This is a genomic window from Pseudarthrobacter sp. YAF2 (assembly GCF_052113345.1).
GTDB lineage: Bacteria > Actinomycetota > Actinomycetes > Actinomycetales > Micrococcaceae > Arthrobacter.
Genome location: NZ_JBFRDA010000027.1, coordinates 17,241 through 40,604, shown reverse-complemented (window position 1 = coordinate 40,604; position 23,364 = coordinate 17,241). Strand labels below are relative to the sequence as shown.

The following is a 23,364-nucleotide window of genomic DNA, read 5'->3' as shown; positions in this document are numbered from 1 at the left end:
GGGGAGGGTTTGCCGGTGTCGATCTGGCAGAAGTCGCAGCGGCGGGTGCATTCGGAGCCGCCGATCAGGAAGGTCGCTTCCTTGTCTTCCCAGCATTCGAAGATGTTCGGGCAGCCGGCTTCCTCGCAGACGGTGTGCAGGCCTTCTTTCTTGACCAGGTTCTTCAGCCCGACGAACTCCGGGCCCATCTGGACCTTGGCCTTGATCCATTCCGGCTTCCGCTCCACCGGAACCGCAGCATTGCGCTGCTCGATCCGCAGCATCTTCCGGCCTTCAGGTGCCAATGTCACAGTAGAGCTCCTTCAGGGCTCGAAACCAATGCTTCTTCGTGCTTGTGGAATTCCTCCACGAACCGGTCCACGATGTGGGCCGGACGGATGTCCTGTCCTGTTTCCAAAGACATGGTGGTCACGCCTGCGTCGGTGATGCCGCAGGCGATGATCTGGCCATAGGGGGCAAGGTCGTTGCTGCAGTTGATGGCAATGCCGTGCATGGTGACGCCGTTCAGGACCCGGATGCCGATAGCGGCAATCTTGCGGTCGGGGCCATTGGCGTCTGCCTTGATCCAGACGCCCGCCCGTCCCTTGATGCGTTCTGCATTGATGCCGTAGTCCGCCATGACCGTGATCATGATGTCTTCGAGGCGCTCCACGTAGTCGCGGATGCCGGCGCGGTTCTTCAGCTTCAGGATGGGGTAGGCGACCAACTGCCCGGGGCCGTGCCAGGTGAGTTTGCCGCCGCGGTCCACGGCGACGACCGGGGTGCCGTCAAACGGCCGCTCGTGGTCCTCGGTGAGCTTGCCGGCCGTGTAGACGGCTGCGTGCTCCAGGAGCAGGACTGTACTGGGGGCAACTCCGGCGACAACTTTGTCATGGAGTTCGCGCTGGGCTTCCCAGCCTTCCATGTAGTCAACGAAGTCGGGGGCAAGACCCAGCTGTGAAAACTCAAGAGTCATGGGATCCAGCTTAGACCCCGCAGCCGTTCCGGCCCGGTTTAGTGTCCAAGCTCACCGCAGGCACCCAATGTGACTGCCGCGGCCAGAGCCTGTGGATAACTTCTGCAGCCCTGCCTGGATTCCGCTAGACATGGACTATGGATGTTGCACAAGCGCCAGAGGTTCCGGGCTACGACGTCGGCCGGCTGTTGGGCCGCGGCGGCAGCGCGGATGTGTGGCTGGCCACGGAACAACGTACGGGCAGGGCGTATGCGCTCAAGTGCTTCCGCACCTCAGGTACGGGGGTCCCGGGGCCGGGCGTGCGGGAGGAAGAGGTGCGGAGGGAGATCCGCATTCTTTCGGTCCTGGACCACCCGCACCTCATCAGGGCCCACGACGCCCTGCGTATGGTGGCGCCGCGGACCGGGACGGCCCTGACCATGGACTACGCCGCCGGTGGCTCGCTGGCGCAGTTGGTGGCTTCCCGGGGCAGGTTGAGCGTGGGGGAGAGCGTAACCGTGCTGACGCCCATTGCGCAGGCCGTGGGCTACCTGCACGGACAAGGATTCACGCACTCGGACGTTTCACCCGGGAACGTTCTGTTCACCGGGCAAGGAAAACCGATGCTGTCCGACGTCGGCGTGGCCCGGATGCTCGGCGATCCGGGCGGTGCGTTGACGGCTGGAACCGCCGGCTTCCTTGACCCGTCACCTGTAGATGCCGTCCGCGCGGGGCTTCAGCCCGAGCGTGATGTCTTTTCGCTGGCAGCGCTCGGCTGGTTTTGCCTGACGGGCGAAGTGCCCGGCCGTACGCTGGACCGCCCGCCGTTGTCCCTGCTGGTTCCCGGCGTCCCGAAGGAGCTTGCCGCAGCCCTCGAACAGGGCTTGAACGAGGACCGCAGGCTGCGGCCCACTGCTGTGGCGCTTGGTACTGCCGTCTACCGCAGCGCGGCCCCACTGCCGCTGGACCTCTCGGGCGCCGTCCATCCCACGGTCCTGCCGGAGTTGCTCACCCGCCGAAATATGCCCGCCTCTTCGAAGGGTACGGCCCTGGGTACGAAACTCCGGAGCCTGAGCCGGCGGGCCTCAACCTTACGCTGGTCCGGGCCCGGATCGCAGGCACGGAACCGACCCTTTCCCAGCACCAGGGTCGAGCCAGCATCACATGGAAAACATGCGGCCGGACCAGCCGGGACCCAGGCATCACGAATCCCGCGGCTCCCGGCCCGGGTCGCCTTGCCGGCAGTGGCCGTGGCGGTGGGAATATGGTGGCTGTCCGCTTCCGGTGGTGCAGGACCCTGGCGCGGCGAGGCTGCACCGGGCATGCCGGTGGACTCCGCTGCCCACGCATCGTCTGTTCCAGCCACGTCAGGCCATGACGGCGGAAACGGCCCTGCCGGCGTGCTTGGCGAGGCCCGGCAGCAGGCCGCGGCTGCCGACCCCTTGGTGGCTGTGCGGGGGCTCGCAGCGCTGCGCGACTACGCCCTTAATACCGGCAGCGTGGAACTGCTGTCCGCCGTCAACGCGCCCGGTTCGCCCGCCGCCGCGGCAGACCAGGATATTGCCGGACAACTGGGTGCCTCGGGGCAGCGCCTCGACGGTTTCGCCACCACGGTCTCGGACGTCGCGCCCGAACCCGGATCGACGCAGGGCCGTGCCGTGGTCCGTCTGACCTCAGCCTCGTCCGGCTACCAGGCCATGAGTGCGGAGGACGAGGTGCTGGCGGCAGGAGCGGCCAGCCCAGCCCAGCGCCTGAGGTTGGTCCTGGTGTCCGTGGACGGCCAGTGGAGGATCAGCGACATCCTTCCGGGCGGGTGAAGCGGGTGACGGATTCCCGGCCGTCCGGCCTCGGTGCTCCCGGTCAGCTGCCGCTGTCCTTCCCTGCGACCCAGCGGGCCGCAGAGTCGAGGTTCCCTTGCTGCCACTGGAAGCCGGCTGCCGACAGGACCCCAGGTTCCATCCGCTGGCTGAACAGCAGAAGCTCCTCGGCGAGCCCGGGCATCACCGTCCGCAGGACCGGTGCCGGAACCCGCAGCACGGCGGGGCGGTGGAGGGCATGGGCGATTGCCGCAACGATCGCGTTGACGTCCGCCTGCTCCGGTGCCGCCACGTTCACCGGCCCTTTTACCCGGGATTCGAGGAGGAACAGGAAGGCAGCTGAGACGTCCGGAAGCGTCACCCACGGCCAGAACTGGCGGCCGTTGCCGAACGGGCCGCCGACGCCCAGCCGCAACAGGGGGAGCAGCTTGCCCAGTGCCCCGCCGGAACGGCTGAACACTACTCCGGTGCGGGGCGTCACCACGCGAACGCCCTGGGGCGCCAGGTTGGCTTCCCGTTCCCACTCGACGCAGATCTGCGCCAAGGTGCCTGAACCGGCAGGTGCGTCCTCGCGCAGGACCGTATTGCCGGCGTCACCGTAGTAACCTGACGCCGATTGGCTGATAAAGGTGGCCGGCGGCGTTTCCAGCTGACCCATGGCCTGCACCAGGGTACGGGTGGGTGCCAGCCGTGAACTGAACAGTTCCTCGACCCTCCGCCGCGTCCAGGGCCTGTCGCCAATGCCGGCTCCGGCCAGGTTGACGACGGCGTCCGCGCCGGCAAGGGCGCCGGGGTCCAGGACGCCGGCCGTCGGATCCCATCTGATCTCGGACGCGGCGGCGGGCGTCCGGCGGACCAGCGTCACCACCGAGTGGCCGGCATCGCGGAAGGCTGCGGACATGGAGGTGCCGATGAGCCCCGAGGCGCCGGCCATGACGATATGCATGGTCCATCTCACCACGGCAGCGCGGCTCCGGCACCTCCCGCAGGGGCACGCGGCGGTTGACTATGATCGAACGATGACTTCCTCGAGCTACTTCCGTTTCCCGCATCTGCACGGCGACCTGGTCACTTTCGTGGCCGAGGACGACGTCTGGATCGCGCCGCTGGACGGCGGCCGGGCCTGGCGCGTCTCGTCCCTCCAGCTTCCCGCCCGCAACCCCCGGTTCACGCCGGACGGCAAGCGGCTGGTGTGGACAGTGGTGCAGGGAACAGCGCCGGAGGTTGTCTCGGCACAGGTCGACGGCGGCGGGTACCGGCAGCTCACGTACTTTGGGCACAGCAGCACAAGGGTCAAGGGGTTCACCGCCGGCGGTTCCGTGGTGGTCACCAGTGCGTTCCGGCAGGCTGAAAGCCGGCACACCTACGCCTACAGCGTCCCGTTGGACGGCGGGTGGGCCCAGGAGCTGCCGTACGGTCCGGTCGAGTCCGTGGCCTTCGGCCCCGAAGTAGGCGACGAACGCCCGGTGGTGCTGGGGACGGTGCTGTCCCGCGAACCGGCATGGTGGAAGCGGTACCGCGGCGGCACGGCCGGAAAATTGTGGATCGATAACGACGGCAACGGCGAGTTTGAGCGGCTGCTGCCGGACCTGGACGGCAACCTCGCCGATCCCCTCTGGGTCGATGGCCGGATCGCCTTCCTTTCCGACCATGAGGGCTACGGCAACCTCTACTCGGTGCTGCCCAACGGAGAGGACCTGCGCCGGCACACCGACCACCAGGACTTCTATGTCCGGCACGCCGCCACCGACGGCAAACGGGTCATCTTTGAATCCGCCGGCGAGCTCTGGGTCCTGAACGATCTTGGGTCGGACGCTGTCAAGCTGGACATCTCCCTGGGCTCCGCCTCGCAGACCAGGCGCCCGGCACTCCTCGATGCAGCCAAGCACCTGGGCGCTGTGGCACCCGATACCACTGGTGCCGCCAGCGCCGTCGAGTCGCACGGAACCATCCACTGGGTACGCCACAAAGACGGGCCGTCCCGAATCATCGAGGCAACCCCCGGCGTCCGCGGACGGCTGCCCAGGCCGCTGGGCGACGGCCGCATCGCCTACATTGCCGACCACGACGGCGTCGAGGCGCTGCACATCAAGGACATCGCCGCACCTGTCCCGCACGGGACCCAGCAGGCGGAAGCACGCGATGCAAATGCTGCGTCGGGTTCCACCGCGGGCGACTCCGCCGGTGCCGGACGAGCCGGCGGGGAGGGGCCGGAAACAGTCAGCCTGCCGCAGCCGGTCCCGGCCTCCGGTGCCGCAGTGCTTGCGGGCGGCACCCAGCATGTTCCCGCTGACGACGACCACCAGGCGGACGTGGCACCGGAAGACTCAACTGCCGCGGCGGAAGCCCGGGCAGATGCGGCGGACACCGGCATCGCGGTCCCCACGCCGTCGCGGGCCAGCTCGCTCGAAGCCAGCCCGGACGGCCGGTGGGTGGCCCTGGGTACCTCGTTTGGCGACGTCCATGTGGCCGATACCCGCACCGGAATCCTCACGCGCGTCGCCAGCATCGGCGAAGGCAGTATCTCCGAGCTGGCCTGGTCCGCGGACTCGCGCTGGCTGGCGTGGTCTGAGCCGGTCACGTCCTTCGGCTCGCGAAGCCGCCTGCGCCTGGCCACCGTGGACAACCTCGACGCGGACCCCGTGGATGTCACGGATGGGCGCTTCCGTGACGATTCCCCATCATTCACCCCGGACGGCAAGTTCCTGGCGTTCCTGTCCAACCGCAGCTTCGACCCCGTCTATGACGGGCACTCGTTCGACCTCTCCTTCCCCAGCCCCATCAAGCCCTACCTTGTGGCACTCGCGGCTGACACGCCGTCGCCCTTTGGCCCGTCGGTGGATCCGGCCGGCGAGGAGCCGGCAACCGAAGCGGGAACGGGCGGCACGGACGCAAGCGAAGGGCCGCACGGTGGTGCGGCCGTCCACGTCGACGCGGAGGGCCTGGCGCACCGCGTCATCGGGGTTCCCGTACCCCAAGGCAACTACAGCTCATTGAAGGCCGTTGACGGCGCCCTCCTGTGGCTCGACTCCGTCCTGGCCGGCGTGACCGGCGACGGCAAGGCCAGCCAGGAGGACAAGGACGCCCGCCCCAGCCTGGTCCGGTACGACATCGCCCGCCGCAAGCCGGCCACGCTGGTGGACGCAGTGGACAGCTACCGCTTGTCCGGGGACCGCAGCAAGGTGGTCCTGGTCTCGGACAAGCAAGTCACTGCCGTCCCATCCGATGCTAAGGCGGATGAGGAATCCGGCAAGGCCGTCAAGGTGGACCTGGGCCGGATCAGGGTCCTGCTGGACCCGCTCAGCGTCTGGGGACAGGCGTTCGACGAAGCCTGGCGCCTGCAGCGCGACTTCTTCTGGACCGAGGACATGGCCGGCCAGGACTGGGAATCGATCCGTGCCCGGTACCGGCCCCTGGTGGGCCGCCTGGGCTCACACGACGACCTGGTGGACCTGCTCTGGGAGTTGCACGGCGAGCTCGGCACCTCCCATGCCTACGTGCGCCCGGCCGCCGTCACCGAACGCGGCAGCCGCGGGCAGGGCCGGCTCGGCGCAGACCTCACGCACACGCCGCACGGCTGGGAGATCACCCGCATCCTGGCCGGCGAGTCCTCCGACCCCCTCGCGACCTCGCCGCTGACCCGGCCGGGCGTCGGCGCCAAGGCCGGGGATATCCTGCTGGCTATTGACGGCGTCCCCCTGTCACAGGCCGTCACGCCTGCCATGCAGTTGGTGGGCGCAGCCGGCCGCGCGGTGGAGCTGACCCTGCTCAACGGCCCCGGACACGGCGGGGCAGCGGGCACCCAGCGGCGGGTCGCCGTCGTCCCGGTCAAGGACGAAGAACGGTTGCGGTACCAGGAATGGGTTGCCGGCAACCGGCGTACCGTCCGGGAGGCCTCCAACGGGACATTCGGCTACCTCCATATTCCGGACATGATGGCCAATGGCTGGGCGCAGCTGCACCGGGACCTGGACACGGAAACCGCGCTGGACGGCCTGATCGTCGATGTGCGCCGGAACCGCGGCGGGCACACGTCCCAGCTCGTCGCCGAACTGATCGGCCGCAAGGTCACCGGCTGGAGCATGCCGCGCGGGGAAAAGCCCCGGACGTATCCGCACCACGCGCCGCGCGGGCCGGTGATCATCCTCGCCGACGAATTCGCCGGGTCCGACGGCGACATCATCACCCAGGTCTCCAAGCTGCGGGGAATTGGACCCGTGATTGGGACGCGGACCTGGGGCGGTGTGGTGGGCATCGACAACCGCTTCTCCCTGGCAGACGGCACGGGTGTCACCCAGCCCAGGTATGCCACCTGGTTCGGCGGCGGGGTCGGCTGGAGCGTGGAAAACTACGGCGTTGATCCGGATATCGAGGTGACCTACCCGCCGCACGCCTACGCCGCCGGCCGCGATCCCCAGCTTGAGTACGGCATCGGCGCGCTGAAGGAAATGATCCAGGAACTGCCCACCGACCGTCCGCCGGTCCGTTCGGGTTACCGCCGCCTGAAGCCTGCGCCGCTGCCCGCCCGCCGGCAGGGGAGCCAGGCTGAGGCCCCGGCCTAAAGTTTCCCGCGGGCAAACGAAAGGCCCTGCCCCGCCGGATGTCCGGCGGGGCAGGGCCTTTTCGCGTGTATATGCCGTCGCGGCCTAGGCCTGCAGTGTGGCATCCAGGGTGATCTCGATGCCGGTGAGGGCCTGGGACACAGGGCAGCCCTTCTTCGCGGCCTCGGCGATCCGCTGGAAGTCCTCCTCCGAGATGCCCGGAATGCGGGCGGTCAGGGTCAGGTGGCTGCCCGTGATGCCGGTACCCGGCTGGAAGCCGACCTCAGACTTCGTGTTGACTTCCTCGGGCGTGAAGCCGGCCTGGCTCAGTTCGTGACTGAATGCCATAGAGAAGCATGCCGAGTGTGCAGCGGCGATCAGCTCTTCCGGGCTCGTCTTTCCGCCGGCGGCCTCGGTACGCGCCTTCCAGGTGACATCGAAGGTACCCAGTCCGGAGCTGTCCAGTGTGGTGTTGCCTGAGCCTTCGGTCAGGCTTCCGGTCCATACAGTGTGCGCGTTGCGTGTTGTCGCCATGTCTCTCCTCAACGTCGATTCGATTTCGGGCCGGGCACCCGCGGCCGGGCCCGCTGTTTCCCATCCTAGGGACCACGCCTGCCGGGTGCACGGGTTGTCCGCTCTCAGAGGATTATGACCGGACGGCCGGACGCGCCGGCTCCTGCGGGCCTACTGCCAAATGGTGGCGACGGCCACGTTGACCAGGGCCAGGCCGCCCACGCCGTGGGCGAGGCCGGTGGAGACGGGCTGCCCGTTCTTGACCTTGCGTGTCCCAATGACGGCCAGGACTACCACCACGAGGCCGACAGCGAACTTGATGCCCAACTTGGCGTAGTTCGGATCGAACTCGGCCGGGTTCTGGCCGTGGAGGACCGGAAGGAGCCCCATCATGGCGATGCCGGTTATCAACTGGACGAAGGCACCGTCACGCTGACGGGGGTGGACCGAGGGCGTCTTCATGTTGGCGATCCAGATACCCACCACCATGGAGGCGCCGACGATGTGCAGGAAAAGCAGGATGTAGAAAAGTATGGTCATGGACCCAGCTTAGCCAGTCAGTTCTACGCCACGTAGCAAAACCACGCTGGCGCCGGGCGGTGGGTATAGCGCCACGGGTTAAACGGCGACGGCGGCGCCGGCAGCGGGCGGTTTCCCACCCACGCCGGCACCGCCGTCGTTGAATCCGTCGGCGTTACAGCCCCAGGTCCGCTTCGAACGCGCCCTCTTCCAGGCGTGCCTTCAAGGTCTGGAGGAAACGGCCCGCGTCGGCGCCGTCCACCAGGCGGTGGTCGTACGTCAGGGAAAGGTACATCATGGAGCGGATGGCGATCGAGTCGTCACCGTTCTCGTCCGCAACCACAACGGCGCGCTTGACGATGGCGCCGGTGCCCAGGATGCCCACCTGCGGCTGGTTGATGATCGGGGTGTCGAACAGGGCGCCAACGGAACCGATGTTGGTGATGCTGAACGTGCCGCCCGACAGCTCGTCCGGGCCGATCTTGCCGTCGCGGGTGCGGGAAGCGACATCCGCGATCTTGCCTGCCAGTCCTGCAAGGTTCAGGTTGCCGGCATCGGCGATGACCGGTACCAGCAGGCCCTTGTCGGTGTCGACGGCGATCGCCAGGTGCTCGGCGTTGTGGTAAGTGATTTCCTGCTTTTCCTCGTCGTACGCAGCGTTGAGCTTCGGGTGCTGCTTGAGGGCCTCGGCCACGGCCTTGGCGATGAAGGGCAGGAACGTCAGCTTGACACCGTTCTGGGCCTGGAAGGAGTTCTTGGCCCGGGCACGCAGCTTGGCGACCTTGGTCATGTCCACCTCATGGACCTGGGTCAGCTGCGTGGAGATCTCCAGCGATTCACGCATGCGCCGGGCGATGACCTGGCGGATGCGGGGAGCCTTCTGGCTGGTGCCGCGCAGGGAGGAGGCAGCAGCACCGGAAGCGGCCGGAGCGGACGCTGCAGGGGCTGCGGCCGGACTTGCGGCGGGAGCGGCTTTTGCCTCTGCCGCGGCAATGACGTCCTGCTTGCGGATGCGGCCGCCGACGCCGGTGCCGGACAGCGAAGAGATGTCAACGCCGTGCTGGTTGGCCAGCTTGCGGACCAGGGGGGTGACATAGCCGGACTCGGAGCCACCGGCCGGGGCTGCCGAAGCAGCAGGTGCGGCAGCCGGCGCGGGAGCAGCAGCAGGGGCGGGAGCAGGTGCGGGAGCTGCGGCCTGCGCAGGAGCTTCCTGCTTGGGGGCTTCCTGCTTGGGGGCCTCGGGTGCGGGTGCGGCAGCCGGAGCCGGGGCCGCAGCAGCGGGAGCGCCGGAGCCGATAACGGCGAGCACGGAGCCGACCTCGGCGGTCTCGTCCTCGTTGACCCGGATTTCCTGCAGCGTGCCTGCCACCGGAGACGGAATCTCGGTGTCCACCTTGTCAGTGGAAACTTCCAGCAGCGGCTCGTCCACCTCAACGGAGTCGCCCACGGCCTTCAGCCAGCGGGTGACGGTGCCTTCGGTGACGCTTTCGCCCAGCGCGGGCAGGGTGACCTCGTGGCTGTCGCCGCCGCCGGCAGCCGGTGCTGCCTGGGCGGGAGCTTCCTCGGCAGGTGCTTCCTGCGCGGGGGCCGCCTCAGCCTGGGCTGGAGCTTCCTGCGCGGGGGCTTCCTGGGCGGGTGCTTCTTCGGCAGGCGCCGAACCGCCGCCGGAGCCGTCGCCAATACGCACCAGCGGTGCGCCTACCTCGGCGGTCTCATCTTCAGCGACCAGGATTTCTTCAATCACGCCAGCTACAGGAGAGGGGATTTCAGTGTCTACTTTGTCGGTGGAGACTTCGAGCAGCGGCTCGTCCACCTCTACCCGGTCACCTACCTGCTTGAGCCAGCGGGTGACGGTTCCTTCGGTGACACTCTCACCGAGGGCGGGCAAGTTAACGGATTCAGACATGTCGTCCCCGTTCTCCTTATTGATCTTTAGTGCGAATGATTGCTGCCATGGTGGAAGCCTAGTGCACGCGGTCTGCGCGGCCGGGTGCACCGGGCCTGGTAATACTGTGGAAAATCAGCCGTGCAGCGGCTTGCCGGCCAGCGCCAGGTGGGCTTCGCCGAGGGCCTCGTTCTGGGTGGGGTGGGCGTGCACCAGCTGGGCCACGTCCTCCGGGTAGGCTTCCCAGTTCACGATCAGCTGGGCCTCGCCCACCTGCTCGCCCATGCGTGCACCGATCATGTGGACACCCACCACGGGGCCGTCCTTCTGGCGGACCAGCTTGACCAGACCGGAGGTGCCCAGGATGGAGCTCTTGCCGTTGCCGGCGAGGTTGTACTCCTGCGTCTGCACCTGGTCTTCGCCGAACTTTTCCTTGGCAGCCTTTTCGGTGTAGCCAACGGTGGCGATTTCGGGTTCGGAGTAGGTGACCTTGGGGATGTTGATGTCCTCAACGACCACCGGCTTCAGGCCCGCGATTTCCTCGGCAACGAAGATGCCCTGCTGGTAACCGCGGTGCGCCAGCTGCACGCCGGGAACGATGTCGCCCACGGCGTAGATGTTGCCGACGCCCGTGTGCAGGCGCTCGTTGGTGATCACGAAGCCGCGGTCAATGGTGATGCCGGCGTCCTCGTAGCCCAGGTTGGCGGTGACGGGGCCGCGGCCAACGGCCACGAGCAGCAGGTCGGCTTCGAAGGTCTTGCCGTCCACGAGGGTGACCTTCACGCCGTCGTCATTCTGCTCGACGCCCTGGAAGAAAATGCCGGTGGAGAACTTGATGCCGCGCTTCTTGAAGGCGCGCTCGAAGTTCTTCACGATGGTCGCGTCCTCGTTGGGAACGAGGGAGGGGAGTCCTTCGACGATGGTGACGTCCACGCCGAACGACTTCCAGACCGAGGCGAATTCGACGCCGATGACGCCGCCGCCGAGGATAATGGCGCTCTTGGGGATGTAGTCCATGGTGAGGGCCTGGTCCGACGTGATGACCTTGCCGCCGATTTCCAGGCCGGGCAGGGTGCGGGAGTACGATCCGGTGGCCAGGACGATGTTCTTGCCCTTGTAGGCGGTGCCGTTCACGACGACGGTGTCGGTGCCCTGCAGCTTGCCTTCGCCCTCGATGACGGTGATGCCCTTGGACTTGATGAGTCCCTGCAGGCCCTTGTATTTGCCGGCGATAATGCCGTCCTTGTAGGCGTTGACAGCGTTGATGTCGATGCTGTCGAGGGTGACGTTCACGCCGTACTTGGCGGAGTCACGGGCGTGGTCGGCCAGCTCTGCTGAGTGCAGCAGGGCCTTGGTGGGGATGCAGCCGTTGTGGAGGCAGGTGCCGCCCAGCTTGCCCTTCTCCACGAGGCCGACGGTAAGGCCCAGCTGTACCGCCCGCAGCGCCGCGGCGTACCCGCCGCTGCCGCCACCGAGTACCAGGATGTCGAATTCTTGCGCAGTTGCCTGATCGGCCACTAAAACGCTCCCTCGCGTGAACGATGACGCGATCAGCGCGCATCATCTGGTCTTGGAACTTGCACTGCCGTGATTATGTCAGCAGGGCAACTCTCTTGCATTTGTGACTACCGTGGTTCACCTTAGCGAACCACCTATCCATGCTCCACCTTGGCGGCGCGTTTGTGGAGCGCTTGTGGCCAGTGTCACGCGGCTTTGTGGTGGAGGGATCACCCCCGCCGCAAAGCCGCGTGGCACCGTGCATCAGCCCGTGATCAGGCCGCGGCGAGGATGTCCTCGACGTACGCAACCAGGGTCCGGACGGTGCAGCCGGTGCCCTGCTTGTGGGTGTAACCGTACGGGCTGCCGTTGTTGAACGACGGCCCGGCAATGTCGATGTGCGCCCAGGGGATTTGTGCGCCCGCCTTGTCCTTACCCACGAACTCGCGCAGGAACACCGCTGCGGTCATCATTCCGCCATGCCGTTCGCCGATGTTGGCAAGGTCCGCCACCTGGGAGTCCAGGCTGGGGCGCAGTTCCTCCGGCAGGGGCATGGGCCAGACCAGTTCGCCGGCGCGGTCGGCCGCAGCCTTGAGCGGGCCCGTGACGCTGTCCGAGCCCATGATGCCGGCGGTGCGGTTGCCGAGTGCAATGAGCTGCGCGCCGGTGAGGGTGGCGACGTCGATAATGGCGTCCGGGTATTCGCCGCTGGCGGCGACGATGCCGTCCGCCATGACCAGGCGGCCTTCGGCATCCGTATTAAGCACTTCCACGGTCTTGCCGCCGAACATGGTCAGGACATCGGCGGGGCGGGAGGCGCTACCGCCGGGCATGTTCTCGGCGATGCACAGCCAGGCGGTCGCCTTCACGGGCAGGCCCAGCCCGGCGATGGCCAGGACAGTGTTAAGGACGACGGCGGCGCCCGCCATGTCGCTCTTCATGTCGCCCATGTTCAGGGCCGGCTTAAGGGAAATACCGCCGGTATCGAACGTGATGCCCTTGCCGACGAGCGCGATCTTCGACGTGGCCTTGGCGGGGGAGTACTCGACCTTGACCAGCCGCGGCTGGCGCGAGGAGCCCTTGCCAACGCCCATGATGCCGCCGAAGCCTTCCTTTTCCAGGCGCTTTTCGTCCCACACGGTCACCTTCACGGGCAGGCCCTTGGCCAGGTCCTTGGCGGCCTCTGCGAACGATTCCGGGTACAGGTGGCTGGGCGGGGTGTTGACCAGGGACCGTGTTGCGTTCACTGCCTTGGCCACCAGGCCGGCCCGCTTCAGCGCGGAGTCCACACCGCCGTTGCCGGCCAGCCCGGTGAAGATCACGGCGTTGCGGACAGGATCCTTAAGCCCGTCCGTTGAAGACCGGAACTCGGTAAAGGCATAGGCGCCCAGCGCTGCACCCTCGGCGACAGCCGCGACGTCCTGCACCGTCGCCGTCGGAAACGCCAAGGTGACTGTGGCCAGGCCCGCAAGCTGCCGGACCGCCGAGCCCGCGGCGCGGCGAAGCGACTCGCCTGACAGGGGCTCCATGGCCGCGACCTTGCCCACCCCGGCGAGGACCAGGATTCCGGCTCCGGTTTCCGGCAGGCCCGGCAGGCGCACCAGCTGGTCTGCGGCTCCGGTGACGCCGAGCGCCTTGAGGGAGTCCGTGATGGCTTCAGCGGACTTTGCCGTCAACGGGTTGTCCAAGAGGACGGGTCCGTCGGTTCCCTGCCCCACCCCGATGACCACTGCGTCGCTGGGGCTCTTCTTCAAGTCCCGCGAGACGGTACTAAGGTTGATTTCAGTATTCTTGACCACAGGGATGAGTCCTCAATTCTCGAAACGTTCGGGCAGGGATGCATGTTGGGCGCTCTGCCATGGTGGCCCGGTTCCGGCCGTTGTTGGACCGCTCCGGGTGCGTGCAAGCCCGCCTGGCAGGCCAGTTCCGATCGTAGCCCTTCCGCACCAAGGCGGAAGAATTTCCTGAGACCTGCACCACACGTGGTGTCGGAATGCCCGGAACCCCCGCTGCGTTATGCAAGATGTCCACCTGAACCGCTGAAAGGAACACGCCGTGCTTGAACGGATTTCCGGCTCCCTGCTGGACCCCGACGCGCTCTACGCCAGCAACATCGAGCTGTTCCACAGCCCCGACCTCCAGGGGCTGAACATGGTCATGGGATTCACCGGTTTCGCCGACGCAGGCCACGTGGTGAAGCAGATCAACGCCGAGCTGCTGGACACCCTCGATGCCCAGCCCGTCGCCGTCTTCGATGCCGACCAGCTGATCGACTACCGGTCCCGCCGGCCGCACCTGAGCTTCGTGGAAGACCACATCCAGGACTACCAGGAGCCGCGGCTGGCCCTCTACCGCCTCGTTGACGGCCTGGGAAAGCCGTTCCTCCTCCTGGCAGGATTCGAACCGGACCTGCAATGGGAGCGGTTTGCCCGCGCCGTGGTGAACATCGTGGAGAAACTCGATGTCAACCTGGTCACGTGGATCCACTCGATCCCCATGCCGGTTCCGCATACCCGTCCCGTTGGCGTCACCGTGCACGGAAACCGGCCTGAGCTGATCGAAGGCATCTCGGTGTGGAAGCCTACGGTGGAAGTTCCAGCCGCCGTCGGCCACATCCTGGAGCTGCGCCTCGTCGAAGCCGGACGCAACGTCGCCGGTTACGTCATCCACGTTCCGCACTATCTCGCCGAGGCCGAGTACCCCACGGCCGCCGTCGCCGGCCTCGAATATCTGGGTGCTGCGACCTCGCTCATGCTGCCAACCGACAGGCTGCGCGAATCGGGCCGGGACGTCAGCCGCCAGATCGCCGAGCAGATCGAGGCCTCCGAGGAAGTCCAGCAGGTGGTTTCCCGCCTTGAAACGCGCTACGACGAGAAGGCGGACGGCATGGTGCGGCGTTCGCTCCTGGCCAACGAGAACGACGAGCTTCCCGACGCCGACGACCTCGGCGCCGCGGTGGAGGCTTATCTGGCCAGGGAAAATCCAAGGCAGTAGCGGCGCGTCACGGCTTCGGGGGAGCCGGGCCCGTCCGGGCATAATGAAGTTGTGACTGCACCCCGCGCCTGGCTTATTTGGACCGTTGGAATTTTTGGGTACCTGGTGGCCGTGGCGCAACGGACCTCCTTCGGGGTGGTGGGACTTGAGGCCACCGAGCGCTTCCACGCCAGCGCCTCTGCTATCTCCTTCTTCACGGTCCTGCAGTTGCTGGTCTACGCCGGATTGCAGATCCCCGTTGGCTTGCTGGTGGACAGGTTCGGCTCGCGGGCCATGATCGCCGGCGGCGCTGTCCTGATGGGGCTCGGCCAGTTGCAGCTTGCCTTTGCCGAAAGCATCCCGGGCGGCGTCCTGGGGCGCGTGCTGGTGGGTGCCGGCGATGCCATGACCTTCATCTCGGTGATCCGGCTCATCCCGCTGTGGTTTGCGCCGGCCCGCGTCCCGCTGGTCACCCAGCTGACCGGCATGTCCGGCCAGTTGGGACAGCTCTTCAGCGTGCTTCCCTTCGCTTTCGTCCTGCACCTGTCGGGCTGGACCCCCGCCTTCCTGATGCTGGCCGGGATGTCAGCCCTCGCCGTCGTACTGGTCCTCCTGCTGCTGCAGGACGTACCCCCGGGCACCGAACGCCCGGATGCCCGGCAGGGGCTGAAAGCCACCGGCGTCTCGCTGGCCCGTGCCTGGCGCCAGCCCGGGACCAGGCTGGGAATGTGGAGCCACTTCACCATCCAGTTCAGCGGCACCGTGTTCGCCATGACCTGGGGCTACCCGTTCCTGATCTCCGGGCAGGGGCTGGATGCCGGGACCGTCGCAGCCCTGATGGCGCTGTATGTTGCTGCCGCCATGGCGGTTGGCCCGTTCATTGGCCGTTTCGTCTCGCGCCACCCGCTGCGCCGCTCCACGATGGTCCTGCTCATTGCCGGTACCACAGCCGCGGCCTGGGCTGCGGTGCTGCTGTTGCCGGGGCGCGCCCCGCTGTGGCTGCTGGCAATGCTGGTGGTTGTGCTCGCGATTGGCGGCCCCGGTTCGATGATCGGCTTCGACTTCGCGCGGACTTTCAACCCGGCCCACCGGATCGGAACTGCCACAGGCATTGTCAACGTCGGCGGTTTCATTGCCGCCCTGGTCTCGATCTTCCTGATCGGCCTGGTGCTGGACCTGCTCTATGCCACCGGGTTCTCGCAGGGAGTCCTGTACGGCCTGGACCCGTTCCGGCTGGCCCTGAGCGTCCAATTCGTGCTGCTGGCGGTTGGCTCGGCCGCCATCGTCGCCTCCCGGCGGAAGGTGCGCCGGCAGATGGCGGCGCAGGGGATCGTCGTGCCACCGCTGCGCAGCGCCCTTGCCCGGCAGCGCCGCGAGAGCCTGGCGCGCCGCCGGCAGGCGGCACGCACCGACGACTAAGGTCGCCGGACAGCACTGGTCCTCCACCGCGGAGGTTTCCCACATAGCTGAGCTGCCCACTGCGCGCTGCGCTGCCGGGAGCGAATGCTGGAGCCATGACAGCTTCAGAACGATTGACAGTGCGCGGCCCCGAAGACATCCTCGGCTTTATCCCGCATTCGTTGGGATACTGGCCGGCATCAAGCCTCGTGGCCATGACCATGCGCGGCACAACACTGGGAGCTACGCTGCGGCTTGACCTTCCCGGTCTGGAAGCGCAGGTGGATCCGTCAGGGTTCGCCCGGGCCGTCCGCCGCTACCTGCAGTCGGACGTCGGTGCCGACGGCTCGCTGCTGGCCATCTTCACCACCGACGCCGGGGCGGCACCGCCCACCGCGTACGACCAACTGGTCCGCGAGGTGCAATCAGTCCTGGACCAGGCCGGCATGCCCGTCCGCGACGCCTGGTTCGTGGGCGACGAGTACTGGCGGGACGCGCTTTGCCGGGATTCTTCCTGTTGCCCGCTGCCCGGCCGCCCGGTGCAGCAGATCAGGGACAGCATGCTGAATACCGAGATGGTGTACCGGGGCAGCAGCATTGGGGCAGCGCCGAAAACCCGCACCGCGCCCGGGCCGCCGCTCCCTGCCATGTATGTGGCCTCCGTCCTGGAAGGGGAGGACATCTGGATGGAGGAACTGGCTGCGCGGACCCGGAGCAGGGCACAATTCAGCGCCGTGCTCGACTTCTGGGAAATGATCCTGGCCCGGCCAGACGGGGCTGCCTGGATCCCGGACGCTGAGCGCGATGCCTTCCTTCGCGCCACCCTCGCCGTTCCGACCTGGCGCGACGCCGTCCTGGTCATGGCGGCGGCGGGCAGGAACGCGGCGGAGGCAGGGGCGGAACATTTCGGCGTCCTGGACGACATCAATGATCCGGGTGCCGGCGGCGATTCCGCCGTGTCCCCGCCGCTGGCCGCTCCTGCCACATGGCGGGACACTTCAGCACGGTTGCGGAAATCGGGGCTCGGCGCAGCCACGGCGCCCGCACGGTTGGACCGGGACAGTGAGCCACGTGCGCTGACTCCCGCCGGCTGCCCGGCGGCCGGGTACGGCGAGATCCTGATGGGAACCGCCCCGGAGGTGCCTGACTGGGCGGCCCTGGAAGTGTTGGACTGCGTCCTCGAACAACTGGCAGGGCCGGGCGGACGGGCGGGAGCTGCAGCCTTGACCGGCAGGGGCTGGGTGGCCTGGTGCCGTGGCCGCGGATCGTACTCGGCCGCCTACCTGGGGGAGGCACTGCACCTTGAGCCCGGGTACCGGCTGGCGGAATTGCTGCTGGACATCGTGGCCCGCGGAACGCTCTGCGGCTGGGCGGCGCGGAAGGAAGCGGCCTGGCAGAAGTTCCGCGGAGATCCCTTGGCGCCAGGCGGGGGAGCGGCTGGCTGACAACCGGCGTCGGTGGTCACGGAGCCCACCCGGCGGGGGTGCTGGAGGCGGGGCAGCGGTAACGGATGGCGGCACGAGAGGCCGGATTCGGCCAAATCATGAGACAATGGATGCCGAGACCCGGTTGGGTCCGTGTATCGAGTGCTTGTAACCGTGCCCGCGAGGGAACATTACAGCCGCTCCGGGAGTTGTCTTAAGTGACTCTGCCGGCCGTGGTGGCGCTTGGTTTTCATCACGGACTTGACAGGGTCATAGTGGTGTTGCCCGTATGGTGATTCCACAGACCACCGCTAGAAAGGTTTTCTGTGACCCCGTCTTCCACGAAGAAGGATTCTGCCGCCCAGGACGTCGTGTCCCCTGAGGAGAAGCAGGCCGCGACCAACGCCAAGCGGGCAGCTACGCGGGCAGCCAATAAGGCTTCGTCCGGCGAAGCTGCAGCGGACGGCAAGCGCGAGCCGAAGAAGCGCGGGCCCAAGCCCGGCGCCAAGGCTGCAGCAGAGGCTGCTGGAAAGTCCGCCGGGGACGTTGACCCGGACGACGTCGAGGAGGTCGAGGAGGACATTGACGACATCGTCCTCGAAGGCCCCGACGCGGCCGAGGACGCCGACGCCGATCCCGTCAAGGGAGCCGCCGGCAGCGGCAAGGGCTTTGTCTACTCCGACGCAGACGACGACGACGCCCCGGTCCAGCAGGTCATGTCCGCCGGCGCCACCGCCGACCCCGTCAAGGACTACCTCAAGCAAATCGGCAAGGTGGCACTGCTCAACGCCGAGCAGGAAGTCGACCTGGCGCTCCGGATCGAAGCCGGACTGTTCGCCGAGGAGAAAATCGCTGCCGACGGGGACACCATGGACCCCAAGTACAAGCGCGAACTCGAATTCATCATCCATGACGGCAAGCGCGCCAAGAACCACCTCCTGGAGGCCAACCTCCGCCTGGTGGTTTCCTTGGCCAAGCGCTACACCGGCCGCGGCATGCTCTTCCTGGACCTCATCCAGGAAGGCAACCTGGGCCTGATCCGCGCGGTGGAGAAGTTCGACTACACCAAGGGCTTCAAGTTCTCCACGTACGCCACCTGGTGGATCCGGCAGGCGATCACCCGCGCCATGGCCGACCAGGCCCGCACCATCCGCATCCCGGTGCACATGGTTGAGGTCATCAACAAGCTGGCACGCGTCCAGCGCCAGATGCTGCAGGACCTCGGACGCGAACCCACGCCCGAGGAACTGGCCCTGGAACTGGACATGACCCCGGAAAAGGTTGTCGAAGTCCAGAAGTACGGCCGCGAACCCATTTCGCTGCACACCCCCCTCGGTGAGGACGGCGATTCCGAGTTCGGCGACCTGATCGAGGACTCCGAGGCGGTGGTCCCTGCGGACGCTGTGAGCTTCACCCTTTTGCAGGAGCAGCTGCACTCGGTGCTGGATACGCTCTCCGAACGCGAAGCCGGCGTCGTGGCCATGCGGTTTGGCCTGACCGACGGACAGCCGAAGACTTTAGACGAAATCGGCAAGGTCTACGGCGTCACCCGCGAGCGGATCCGCCAGATCGAATCGAAGACCATGTCCAAGCTCCGCCACCCCTCGAGGTCGCAGGTGCTGCGCGATTACCTGGACTAAGTCTCCGGCGCAACGAAACGGGCCGTCCCGATCCCACCCCCCGGTGGGCCCGGGACGGCCCGGCCGTTTAACCGGTGCGTGTCACCGGAAGAGTGGTTAAACGCCGGTGGGACCCATCCATTTGGATAGGTCCCACCGGGTTCGTTGTTACCGATGCCTCATCTAGTCGATTTCGACGGCAGCTTTCTCGTGAAGCTTTCCCGTCTCGTCGTGCCAGTCGGAGCTCAACGGCTTCAGCGTTGCCTCCACTGCACGGGCGTGGTGGCCGCAGAACAGCAGCTCACCGCCGGAGGACTCGAGTACAACCCGGACATATGCCTGAGCTCCGCAACGGTCGCACCGGTCCAGTGCGTTAAGCGTGCGGTCTGCCACTGCTGTTGTCATGTCGGCCTCCTTAGTAGATCAGTACATCTATATAACCAGTATTCGTATCCAATCCATCGCAAGGATGGGGCAAGTTCGCTGTGCGCGTATCCGCAAGGTTGGGTCAAGAATGACCCAGTGCCCTGCCGGGGCCCGGCCCGTGGCGCGCCGCACACCGGCCGGCGGGTGTGGCACCCGGCTCCTGTCGCTGCCGCCGACTACCCTAGAGGGAGCGGTTCCAGTCCCGCACCCGCGTCCCTGAAGGAGTTCATCACCAGTGGCACCAAGCTCTGAGTACACCGCCCGGCACCTCTCCGTCCTGGAAGGGCTCGAAGCTGTCCGCAAACGTCCGGGCATGTACATCGGCTCAACCGACTCGCGCGGCCTCATGCATTGCCTTTGGGAGATCATCGACAACTCGGTGGACGAGGCCCTGGCCGGCTTCGGCCACGACATCCGCATCATCCTGCACGCGGACAACTCCGTTGAAATCCACGACGACGGGCGCGGCATTCCGATCGACAAGGAACCCAAGACGGGGCTCACCGGCGTCGAAGTGGTCTTCACCAAGCTGCACGCGGGCGGAAAGTTCGGCGGCGGGTCGTACACCGCATCCGGCGGCCTCCACGGCGTCGGCGCGTCAGTGGTCAACGCCCTCTCTGCACGCCTGGATGTGGAGGTGGACCGGGGCGGGAAGACCTACAAGATGTCGTTCCGGCGCGGCGAACCCGGCCGGTTCAAGGACACCGGGTCCAGGCTGGATCCGGCAGCGCCGTTCACGCCGTTCGTCAACGACTCTGTTCTTGACGTCACGGGCAGGGCCAAGCGCGGCGTCACGGGAACCCGGATCCGCTACTGGGCGGACCGGCAGATCTTCACCCCGGACGCGAAATTCTCCTACGAAGACCTCGCGGCCCGTGCCCGGCAGACCTCATTCCTGGTCCCAGGACTCAAGCTCACCGTGCGCGACGAACGCAAGCTCCCGGGAACCCCCGGTGAGGCGGGCCCGCATGAGGAGGTGTTCCACCACGACGGCGGCATCTCCGAGTTCGTGGAATTCCTGGCCGCCGACCCGGCCGTTACCGACGTGTGGCGGCTGCACGGTTCCGGCAAGTTCAAGGAAACCGTCCCTGTCCTGGACGAGCGGGGTCACAGCCAGCTGGCAGAGGTCGAGCGGGACTGCGAAGTGGATGTGGCCCTTCGCTGGGGCATCGGCTATGACAGCACCGTCCGCAGCTACGTTAACATCATTGCCACCCCGAAGGGCGGCACGCACCAGTCCGGATTCGAACAGGCCCTGGTCAAGACGTTCCGTAAAGCCGTGGAGACCAACGCCCGCAAGCTCAAGGCCGGCAACGACAAGATCGACAAGGACGACATCTTTGCCGGCCTCACCGCAGTCCTGACCGTCCGCCTCGCCGAGCCGCAGTTCGAGGGCCAGACCAAGGAAATCCTGGGCACCAGCGCCGTCCGCGCCATCGTTTCCCGGGTGGTGGAACGGGAGATCTCCGCAAAGCTCACTTCCAGCAACCGGAACGACAAAGCACAGTCGGCCCTGCTGCTGGAAAAGATCGTCAGCGAAATGAAGTCCCGCATCTCGGCTCGCGTGCACAAGGAGACGCAGCGGCGCAAGAACGCCCTGGAAACCTCCTCGATGCCCACCAAGCTCGCTGACTGCCGCACGGACGACGTCGAACGCTCTGAACTGTTCATTGTCGAAGGCGACTCGGCCCTCGGTACCGCCAAACTCGCCCGCTCGTCCGACTTCCAGGCCCTGCTGCCCATCCGCGGCAAGATCCTGAACGTCCAGAAGGCATCGGTGGGGGACATGCTGTCCAACGCCGAATGCGCAGCCCTCATCCAGGTGGTGGGCGCCGGCTCCGGCCGCAGTTTCGACATCACCGCCGCCCGGTACGGGAAAGTCATCCTCATGACCGACGCCGACGTGGACGGCGCCCATATCCGGACCCTGCTGCTGACCCTCTTCTTCCGGTACATGCGGCCCATGATCCTCGAAGGCCGGGTCTTCGCCGCGGTACCGCCGCTGCACCGGGTGGAGGTCATCAACGCCGGCCAGAAGGCCAACGAGATGATCTACACCTACTCCGAGGCCGAGCTCCATGTGCTGCTCGCGCGCCTGGCCAAGGAAGGGAAGCGGTACAAGGAGCCGATCCAGCGGTACAAGGGCCTGGGTGAAATGGACGCCGAACAGCTGGCCGAGACCACCATGGACCCCCGCCACCGGACCCTGCGGAAGGTGGGCATCGAGAACGCCCAGCAGGCAGAGGAGATCTTCGACCTCCTGATGGGTTCGGACGTGTCCCCGCGCAAGGACTTCATTATCGCCGGAGCGTCCAGCCTGGACCGGGAGCGCATCGACGCCTGACGGTGCCCGGGTTTCGACAGGCTCAACCACCGGGATGCGGCTGACGGTGCCCGGGTTTCGACAGGCTCAACCACCGGGACGGCGGCAGGTCAGCCGAGCAGTCCCGGAACCACGAGCAGCGCCGTCGGCAGGGCGAGCAGCAGGATGCAGCCGGCCAGGACGGCACTGCGGACGGCGGCCGGCAACTGGGGCTGCGGCGTCAACAGGCGGCTGACCCTTGATGCCGCGGTCCGGACCGCGTCCGAGCCCGGACCCACCGAGGCGGCCTCCAGCCCGGACAACGCCAGGCTGGGTGAGGACGGCCGAATGTCACCGGTGCCGGAATTGGCCGCCGAGCCGCTGGCGACGATGGCGATGGCCTTGATCAGGGTTGCTTTGCTTTCGGTCCGCAGGGCGACATCGTCGGCCAGCATTTCGATGAGTGAGTTGACCGACTCCTGTGCAAGCCGGGTGGTGGGCAGCCAGGGCAGCGCCTGCCGCCAGGCGGCGAAGGCCCAGAGCAGCAGGTGGTGCCGTTGGCTCAGGTGCGCGTTCTCGTGAATGAGCACTGCGCGCAGTTCGGCAGGTTCGAGGGCGGCCATTAAGCCGTCCGACAGGACGGTCACCGAGCGGGCCCCTCCCGGCAGGCAGTACGCCACCGGGGAATCGTGGCTGATGACCAGCGTTCCGGTGCCCTGCCCGGACGGTGAGGCCAGCAGGGCCAGGAGCTCGCGGTGCCGGCGCCGCTGCCGCTGGATCTTGTAGTACGTGAGCAGCAGGGTGAAAACCAGGTGGGCGGTCAGCAGGGCCGCGGCGGACAAGGCGAAGATGTGCCAGAACCCCAGTGCGGTGGTGGGGGCGCTGAAAAGCACCATGCCGGCAAGGGCCCGGAGGCCGGCAACCAGGTTGTCGCCGATCGGTTCCAGGCCGTAGACCAGCATGGCGCCGATCATGGACAAGCCACCTGCAAGGGCGATCGCCTGCCACAGCAGCATGGCCGTGAACGGCGACCTAGCCGGCCATTGTGCCCGTGACAGGAGGATCGGAACCGGCCAGGCAAGGACTATCGCAAAGACCGCCAGCAGGTACGAGGCCCAGAACATGGTCTGCTAGAGGTGGCCAAGCAGTTTGCGCAGCGTAGCGGCTTCACCTTCGGAGACGGATCCAATGAAGCGGGCGAGGACAGCCTCGCGGTCAGGTGCTGAACCAAGGACCTCGTGCATGAGTTCGGCAGTGTGGTCGGCGCGGCTGGATACTGCCTGGTACCGGTGCGGGCGGGTGCCGCGTTCGCGTTCCACCAGCCCTTTCTTTTCCAGGCGGGAGAGGACGGTGAGTACCGTTGTGACAGCCAGTTCCTTGCCTTCGTGGCCCGCCCCGCCCTGTGCCGCCGACGCACGCGCCAGCTGGTCCCTCAGGTTATTGGCCGTAGCCGCTTCGTGGCCCGCCCAGAGCAGGTCCATGACCGCCCGTTCCAGTTCACCAAGACTAGCCATTT

17 protein-coding genes and 1 pseudogene are annotated in these 23,364 nt (G+C 66.9%); 7 read left to right on the top strand and 11 right to left on the bottom strand.

What is annotated here, in order from left to right:
- Positions 1–290 (bottom strand): annotated as a pseudogene (locus tag AB4Y79_RS20695) (lipoyl synthase); the annotation flags it as partial.
- Complete coding sequence (gene lipB / locus AB4Y79_RS20690) at positions 287–955, bottom strand: lipoyl(octanoyl) transferase LipB (RefSeq protein WP_441865930.1); 669 nt, start codon at positions 953–955, stop codon at positions 287–289. The gene lipB and the pseudogene AB4Y79_RS20695, both read right to left, overlap by 4 nt.
- A gap of 137 nt (positions 956–1,092) precedes the next feature.
- Here lipB and AB4Y79_RS20685 point away from each other — a divergent pair, with 137 nt between their 5' ends.
- Positions 1,093–2,751: a protein kinase domain-containing protein gene (locus AB4Y79_RS20685; protein ID WP_441865928.1), complete on the top strand. Its 1,659-nt coding sequence runs from the start codon at positions 1,093–1,095 to the stop codon at positions 2,749–2,751.
- A gap of 43 nt (positions 2,752–2,794) precedes the next feature.
- On the opposite strand, the gene AB4Y79_RS20680 is transcribed toward AB4Y79_RS20685, so the two are convergent.
- Positions 2,795–3,697 (bottom strand): TIGR01777 family oxidoreductase, encoded by a 903-nt coding sequence (locus AB4Y79_RS20680; RefSeq protein ID WP_441865926.1) that lies wholly within the window; start codon positions 3,695–3,697, stop codon positions 2,795–2,797.
- 73 nt (positions 3,698–3,770) lie between these two features.
- Between AB4Y79_RS20680 and AB4Y79_RS20675 the strand changes: the two genes are divergently transcribed.
- Positions 3,771–7,313: a S41 family peptidase gene (locus AB4Y79_RS20675; RefSeq protein WP_441865924.1), complete on the top strand. Its 3,543-nt coding sequence runs from the start codon at positions 3,771–3,773 to the stop codon at positions 7,311–7,313.
- Positions 7,314–7,397: 84 nt separating this feature from the next.
- Here AB4Y79_RS20675 and AB4Y79_RS20670 read toward each other — a convergent pair whose 3' ends face one another.
- The 5 genes from AB4Y79_RS20670 to AB4Y79_RS20650 form a co-directional block, all read right to left on the bottom strand.
- Entirely contained in the window at positions 7,398–7,826 is a 429-nt protein-coding gene (locus AB4Y79_RS20670; RefSeq protein ID WP_308931315.1) for an OsmC family protein, read from the bottom strand.
- Between the two features lie 150 nt (positions 7,827–7,976).
- The gene (locus AB4Y79_RS20665; RefSeq protein WP_441865922.1) at positions 7,977–8,345 is read right to left on the bottom strand and encodes a hypothetical protein; all 369 of its coding nucleotides are present in this window, start codon (positions 8,343–8,345) and stop codon (positions 7,977–7,979) included.
- Between the two features lie 154 nt (positions 8,346–8,499).
- A complete protein-coding gene (sucB, locus tag AB4Y79_RS20660) occupies positions 8,500–10,230 on the bottom strand; it encodes a 2-oxoglutarate dehydrogenase, E2 component, dihydrolipoamide succinyltransferase (protein ID WP_441865920.1) in 1,731 nt (576 codons plus the stop codon).
- Positions 10,231–10,344: 114 nt separating this feature from the next.
- On the bottom strand, positions 10,345–11,727 hold the full coding sequence (gene lpdA / locus AB4Y79_RS20655) for a dihydrolipoyl dehydrogenase (RefSeq protein ID WP_308931312.1): 1,383 nt from the start codon (positions 11,725–11,727) through the stop codon (positions 10,345–10,347).
- 254 nt (positions 11,728–11,981) lie between these two features.
- Positions 11,982–13,505 carry a leucyl aminopeptidase gene (locus tag AB4Y79_RS20650; protein WP_441865917.1) on the bottom strand — a complete coding sequence of 508 codons (1,524 nt, stop codon included), beginning with the start codon at positions 13,503–13,505 and terminating at the stop codon, positions 11,982–11,984.
- A gap of 256 nt (positions 13,506–13,761) precedes the next feature.
- On the opposite strand from AB4Y79_RS20650, the gene AB4Y79_RS20645 reads away from it, so the two are divergent.
- The 4 genes from AB4Y79_RS20645 to AB4Y79_RS20630 all read left to right on the top strand — a co-directional run bounded on the left by AB4Y79_RS20645 (position 13,762) and on the right by AB4Y79_RS20630 (position 19,141).
- Positions 13,762–14,700, top strand: a complete 939-nt coding sequence (locus AB4Y79_RS20645) for a proteasome assembly chaperone family protein (RefSeq protein ID WP_441865915.1) — start codon at positions 13,762–13,764, stop codon at positions 14,698–14,700.
- 51 nt (positions 14,701–14,751) lie between these two features.
- Positions 14,752–16,098 (top strand): MFS transporter, encoded by a 1,347-nt coding sequence (locus AB4Y79_RS20640; protein ID WP_441865913.1) that lies wholly within the window; start codon positions 14,752–14,754, stop codon positions 16,096–16,098.
- Between the two features lie 95 nt (positions 16,099–16,193).
- The gene (locus AB4Y79_RS20635) at positions 16,194–17,522 is read left to right on the top strand and encodes a DUF4192 family protein (RefSeq protein WP_441865911.1); all 1,329 of its coding nucleotides are present in this window, start codon (positions 16,194–16,196) and stop codon (positions 17,520–17,522) included.
- A 305-nt stretch (positions 17,523–17,827) separates the two neighbouring features.
- Positions 17,828–19,141, top strand: coding sequence for an RNA polymerase sigma factor (locus AB4Y79_RS20630; RefSeq protein WP_441865909.1), 1,314 nt, complete (start codon positions 17,828–17,830; stop codon positions 19,139–19,141).
- Positions 19,142–19,303: 162 nt separating this feature from the next.
- Here the strand turns inward: AB4Y79_RS20630 and AB4Y79_RS20625 are convergent, their stop codons facing one another.
- Positions 19,304–19,525, bottom strand: a complete 222-nt coding sequence (locus AB4Y79_RS20625) for a DUF7455 domain-containing protein (protein ID WP_013600696.1) — start codon at positions 19,523–19,525, stop codon at positions 19,304–19,306.
- A 256-nt stretch (positions 19,526–19,781) separates the two neighbouring features.
- Here AB4Y79_RS20625 and AB4Y79_RS20620 point away from each other — a divergent pair, with 256 nt between their 5' ends.
- Complete coding sequence (locus AB4Y79_RS20620; protein WP_441865906.1) at positions 19,782–21,890, top strand: DNA gyrase/topoisomerase IV subunit B; 2,109 nt, start codon at positions 19,782–19,784, stop codon at positions 21,888–21,890.
- Between the two features lie 89 nt (positions 21,891–21,979).
- Here AB4Y79_RS20620 and AB4Y79_RS20615 read toward each other — a convergent pair whose 3' ends face one another.
- Together AB4Y79_RS20615 and AB4Y79_RS20610 are read right to left on the bottom strand one after the other, a co-directional pair.
- A complete protein-coding gene (locus AB4Y79_RS20615; RefSeq protein ID WP_441865904.1) occupies positions 21,980–22,972 on the bottom strand; it encodes a M56 family metallopeptidase in 993 nt (330 codons plus the stop codon).
- Positions 22,973–22,978: 6 nt separating this feature from the next.
- The gene (locus tag AB4Y79_RS20610; RefSeq protein WP_441865902.1) at positions 22,979–23,362 is read right to left on the bottom strand and encodes a BlaI/MecI/CopY family transcriptional regulator; all 384 of its coding nucleotides are present in this window, start codon (positions 23,360–23,362) and stop codon (positions 22,979–22,981) included.
- Positions 23,363–23,364 lie beyond the last annotated feature (2 nt).

Excerpts from the sequence above, each read along its gene's own strand:
- lipB (WP_441865930.1), bottom strand. The coding sequence starts at position 955 with ATGACTCTTGAGTTTTCACAGCTGGGTCTTGCCCCCGACTTCGTTGAC.
- AB4Y79_RS20685 (WP_441865928.1), top strand. The coding sequence starts at position 1,093 with ATGGATGTTGCACAAGCGCCAGAGGTTCCGGGCTACGACGTCGGCCGG.
- AB4Y79_RS20680 (WP_441865926.1), bottom strand. The coding sequence starts at position 3,697 with ATGCATATCGTCATGGCCGGCGCCTCGGGGCTCATCGGCACCTCCATG.
- AB4Y79_RS20675 (WP_441865924.1), top strand. The coding sequence starts at position 3,771 with ATGACTTCCTCGAGCTACTTCCGTTTCCCGCATCTGCACGGCGACCTG.
- AB4Y79_RS20670 (WP_308931315.1), bottom strand. The coding sequence starts at position 7,826 with ATGGCGACAACACGCAACGCGCACACTGTATGGACCGGAAGCCTGACC.
- AB4Y79_RS20665 (WP_441865922.1), bottom strand. The coding sequence starts at position 8,345 with ATGACCATACTTTTCTACATCCTGCTTTTCCTGCACATCGTCGGCGCC.
- sucB (WP_441865920.1), bottom strand. The coding sequence starts at position 10,230 with ATGTCTGAATCCGTTAACTTGCCCGCCCTCGGTGAGAGTGTCACCGAA.
- AB4Y79_RS20635 (WP_441865911.1), top strand. The coding sequence starts at position 16,194 with ATGACAGCTTCAGAACGATTGACAGTGCGCGGCCCCGAAGACATCCTC.
- AB4Y79_RS20625 (WP_013600696.1), bottom strand. The coding sequence starts at position 19,525 with ATGACAACAGCAGTGGCAGACCGCACGCTTAACGCACTGGACCGGTGC.
- AB4Y79_RS20615 (WP_441865904.1), bottom strand. The coding sequence starts at position 22,972 with ATGTTCTGGGCCTCGTACCTGCTGGCGGTCTTTGCGATAGTCCTTGCC.
- AB4Y79_RS20610 (WP_441865902.1), bottom strand. The coding sequence starts at position 23,362 with ATGGCTAGTCTTGGTGAACTGGAACGGGCGGTCATGGACCTGCTCTGG.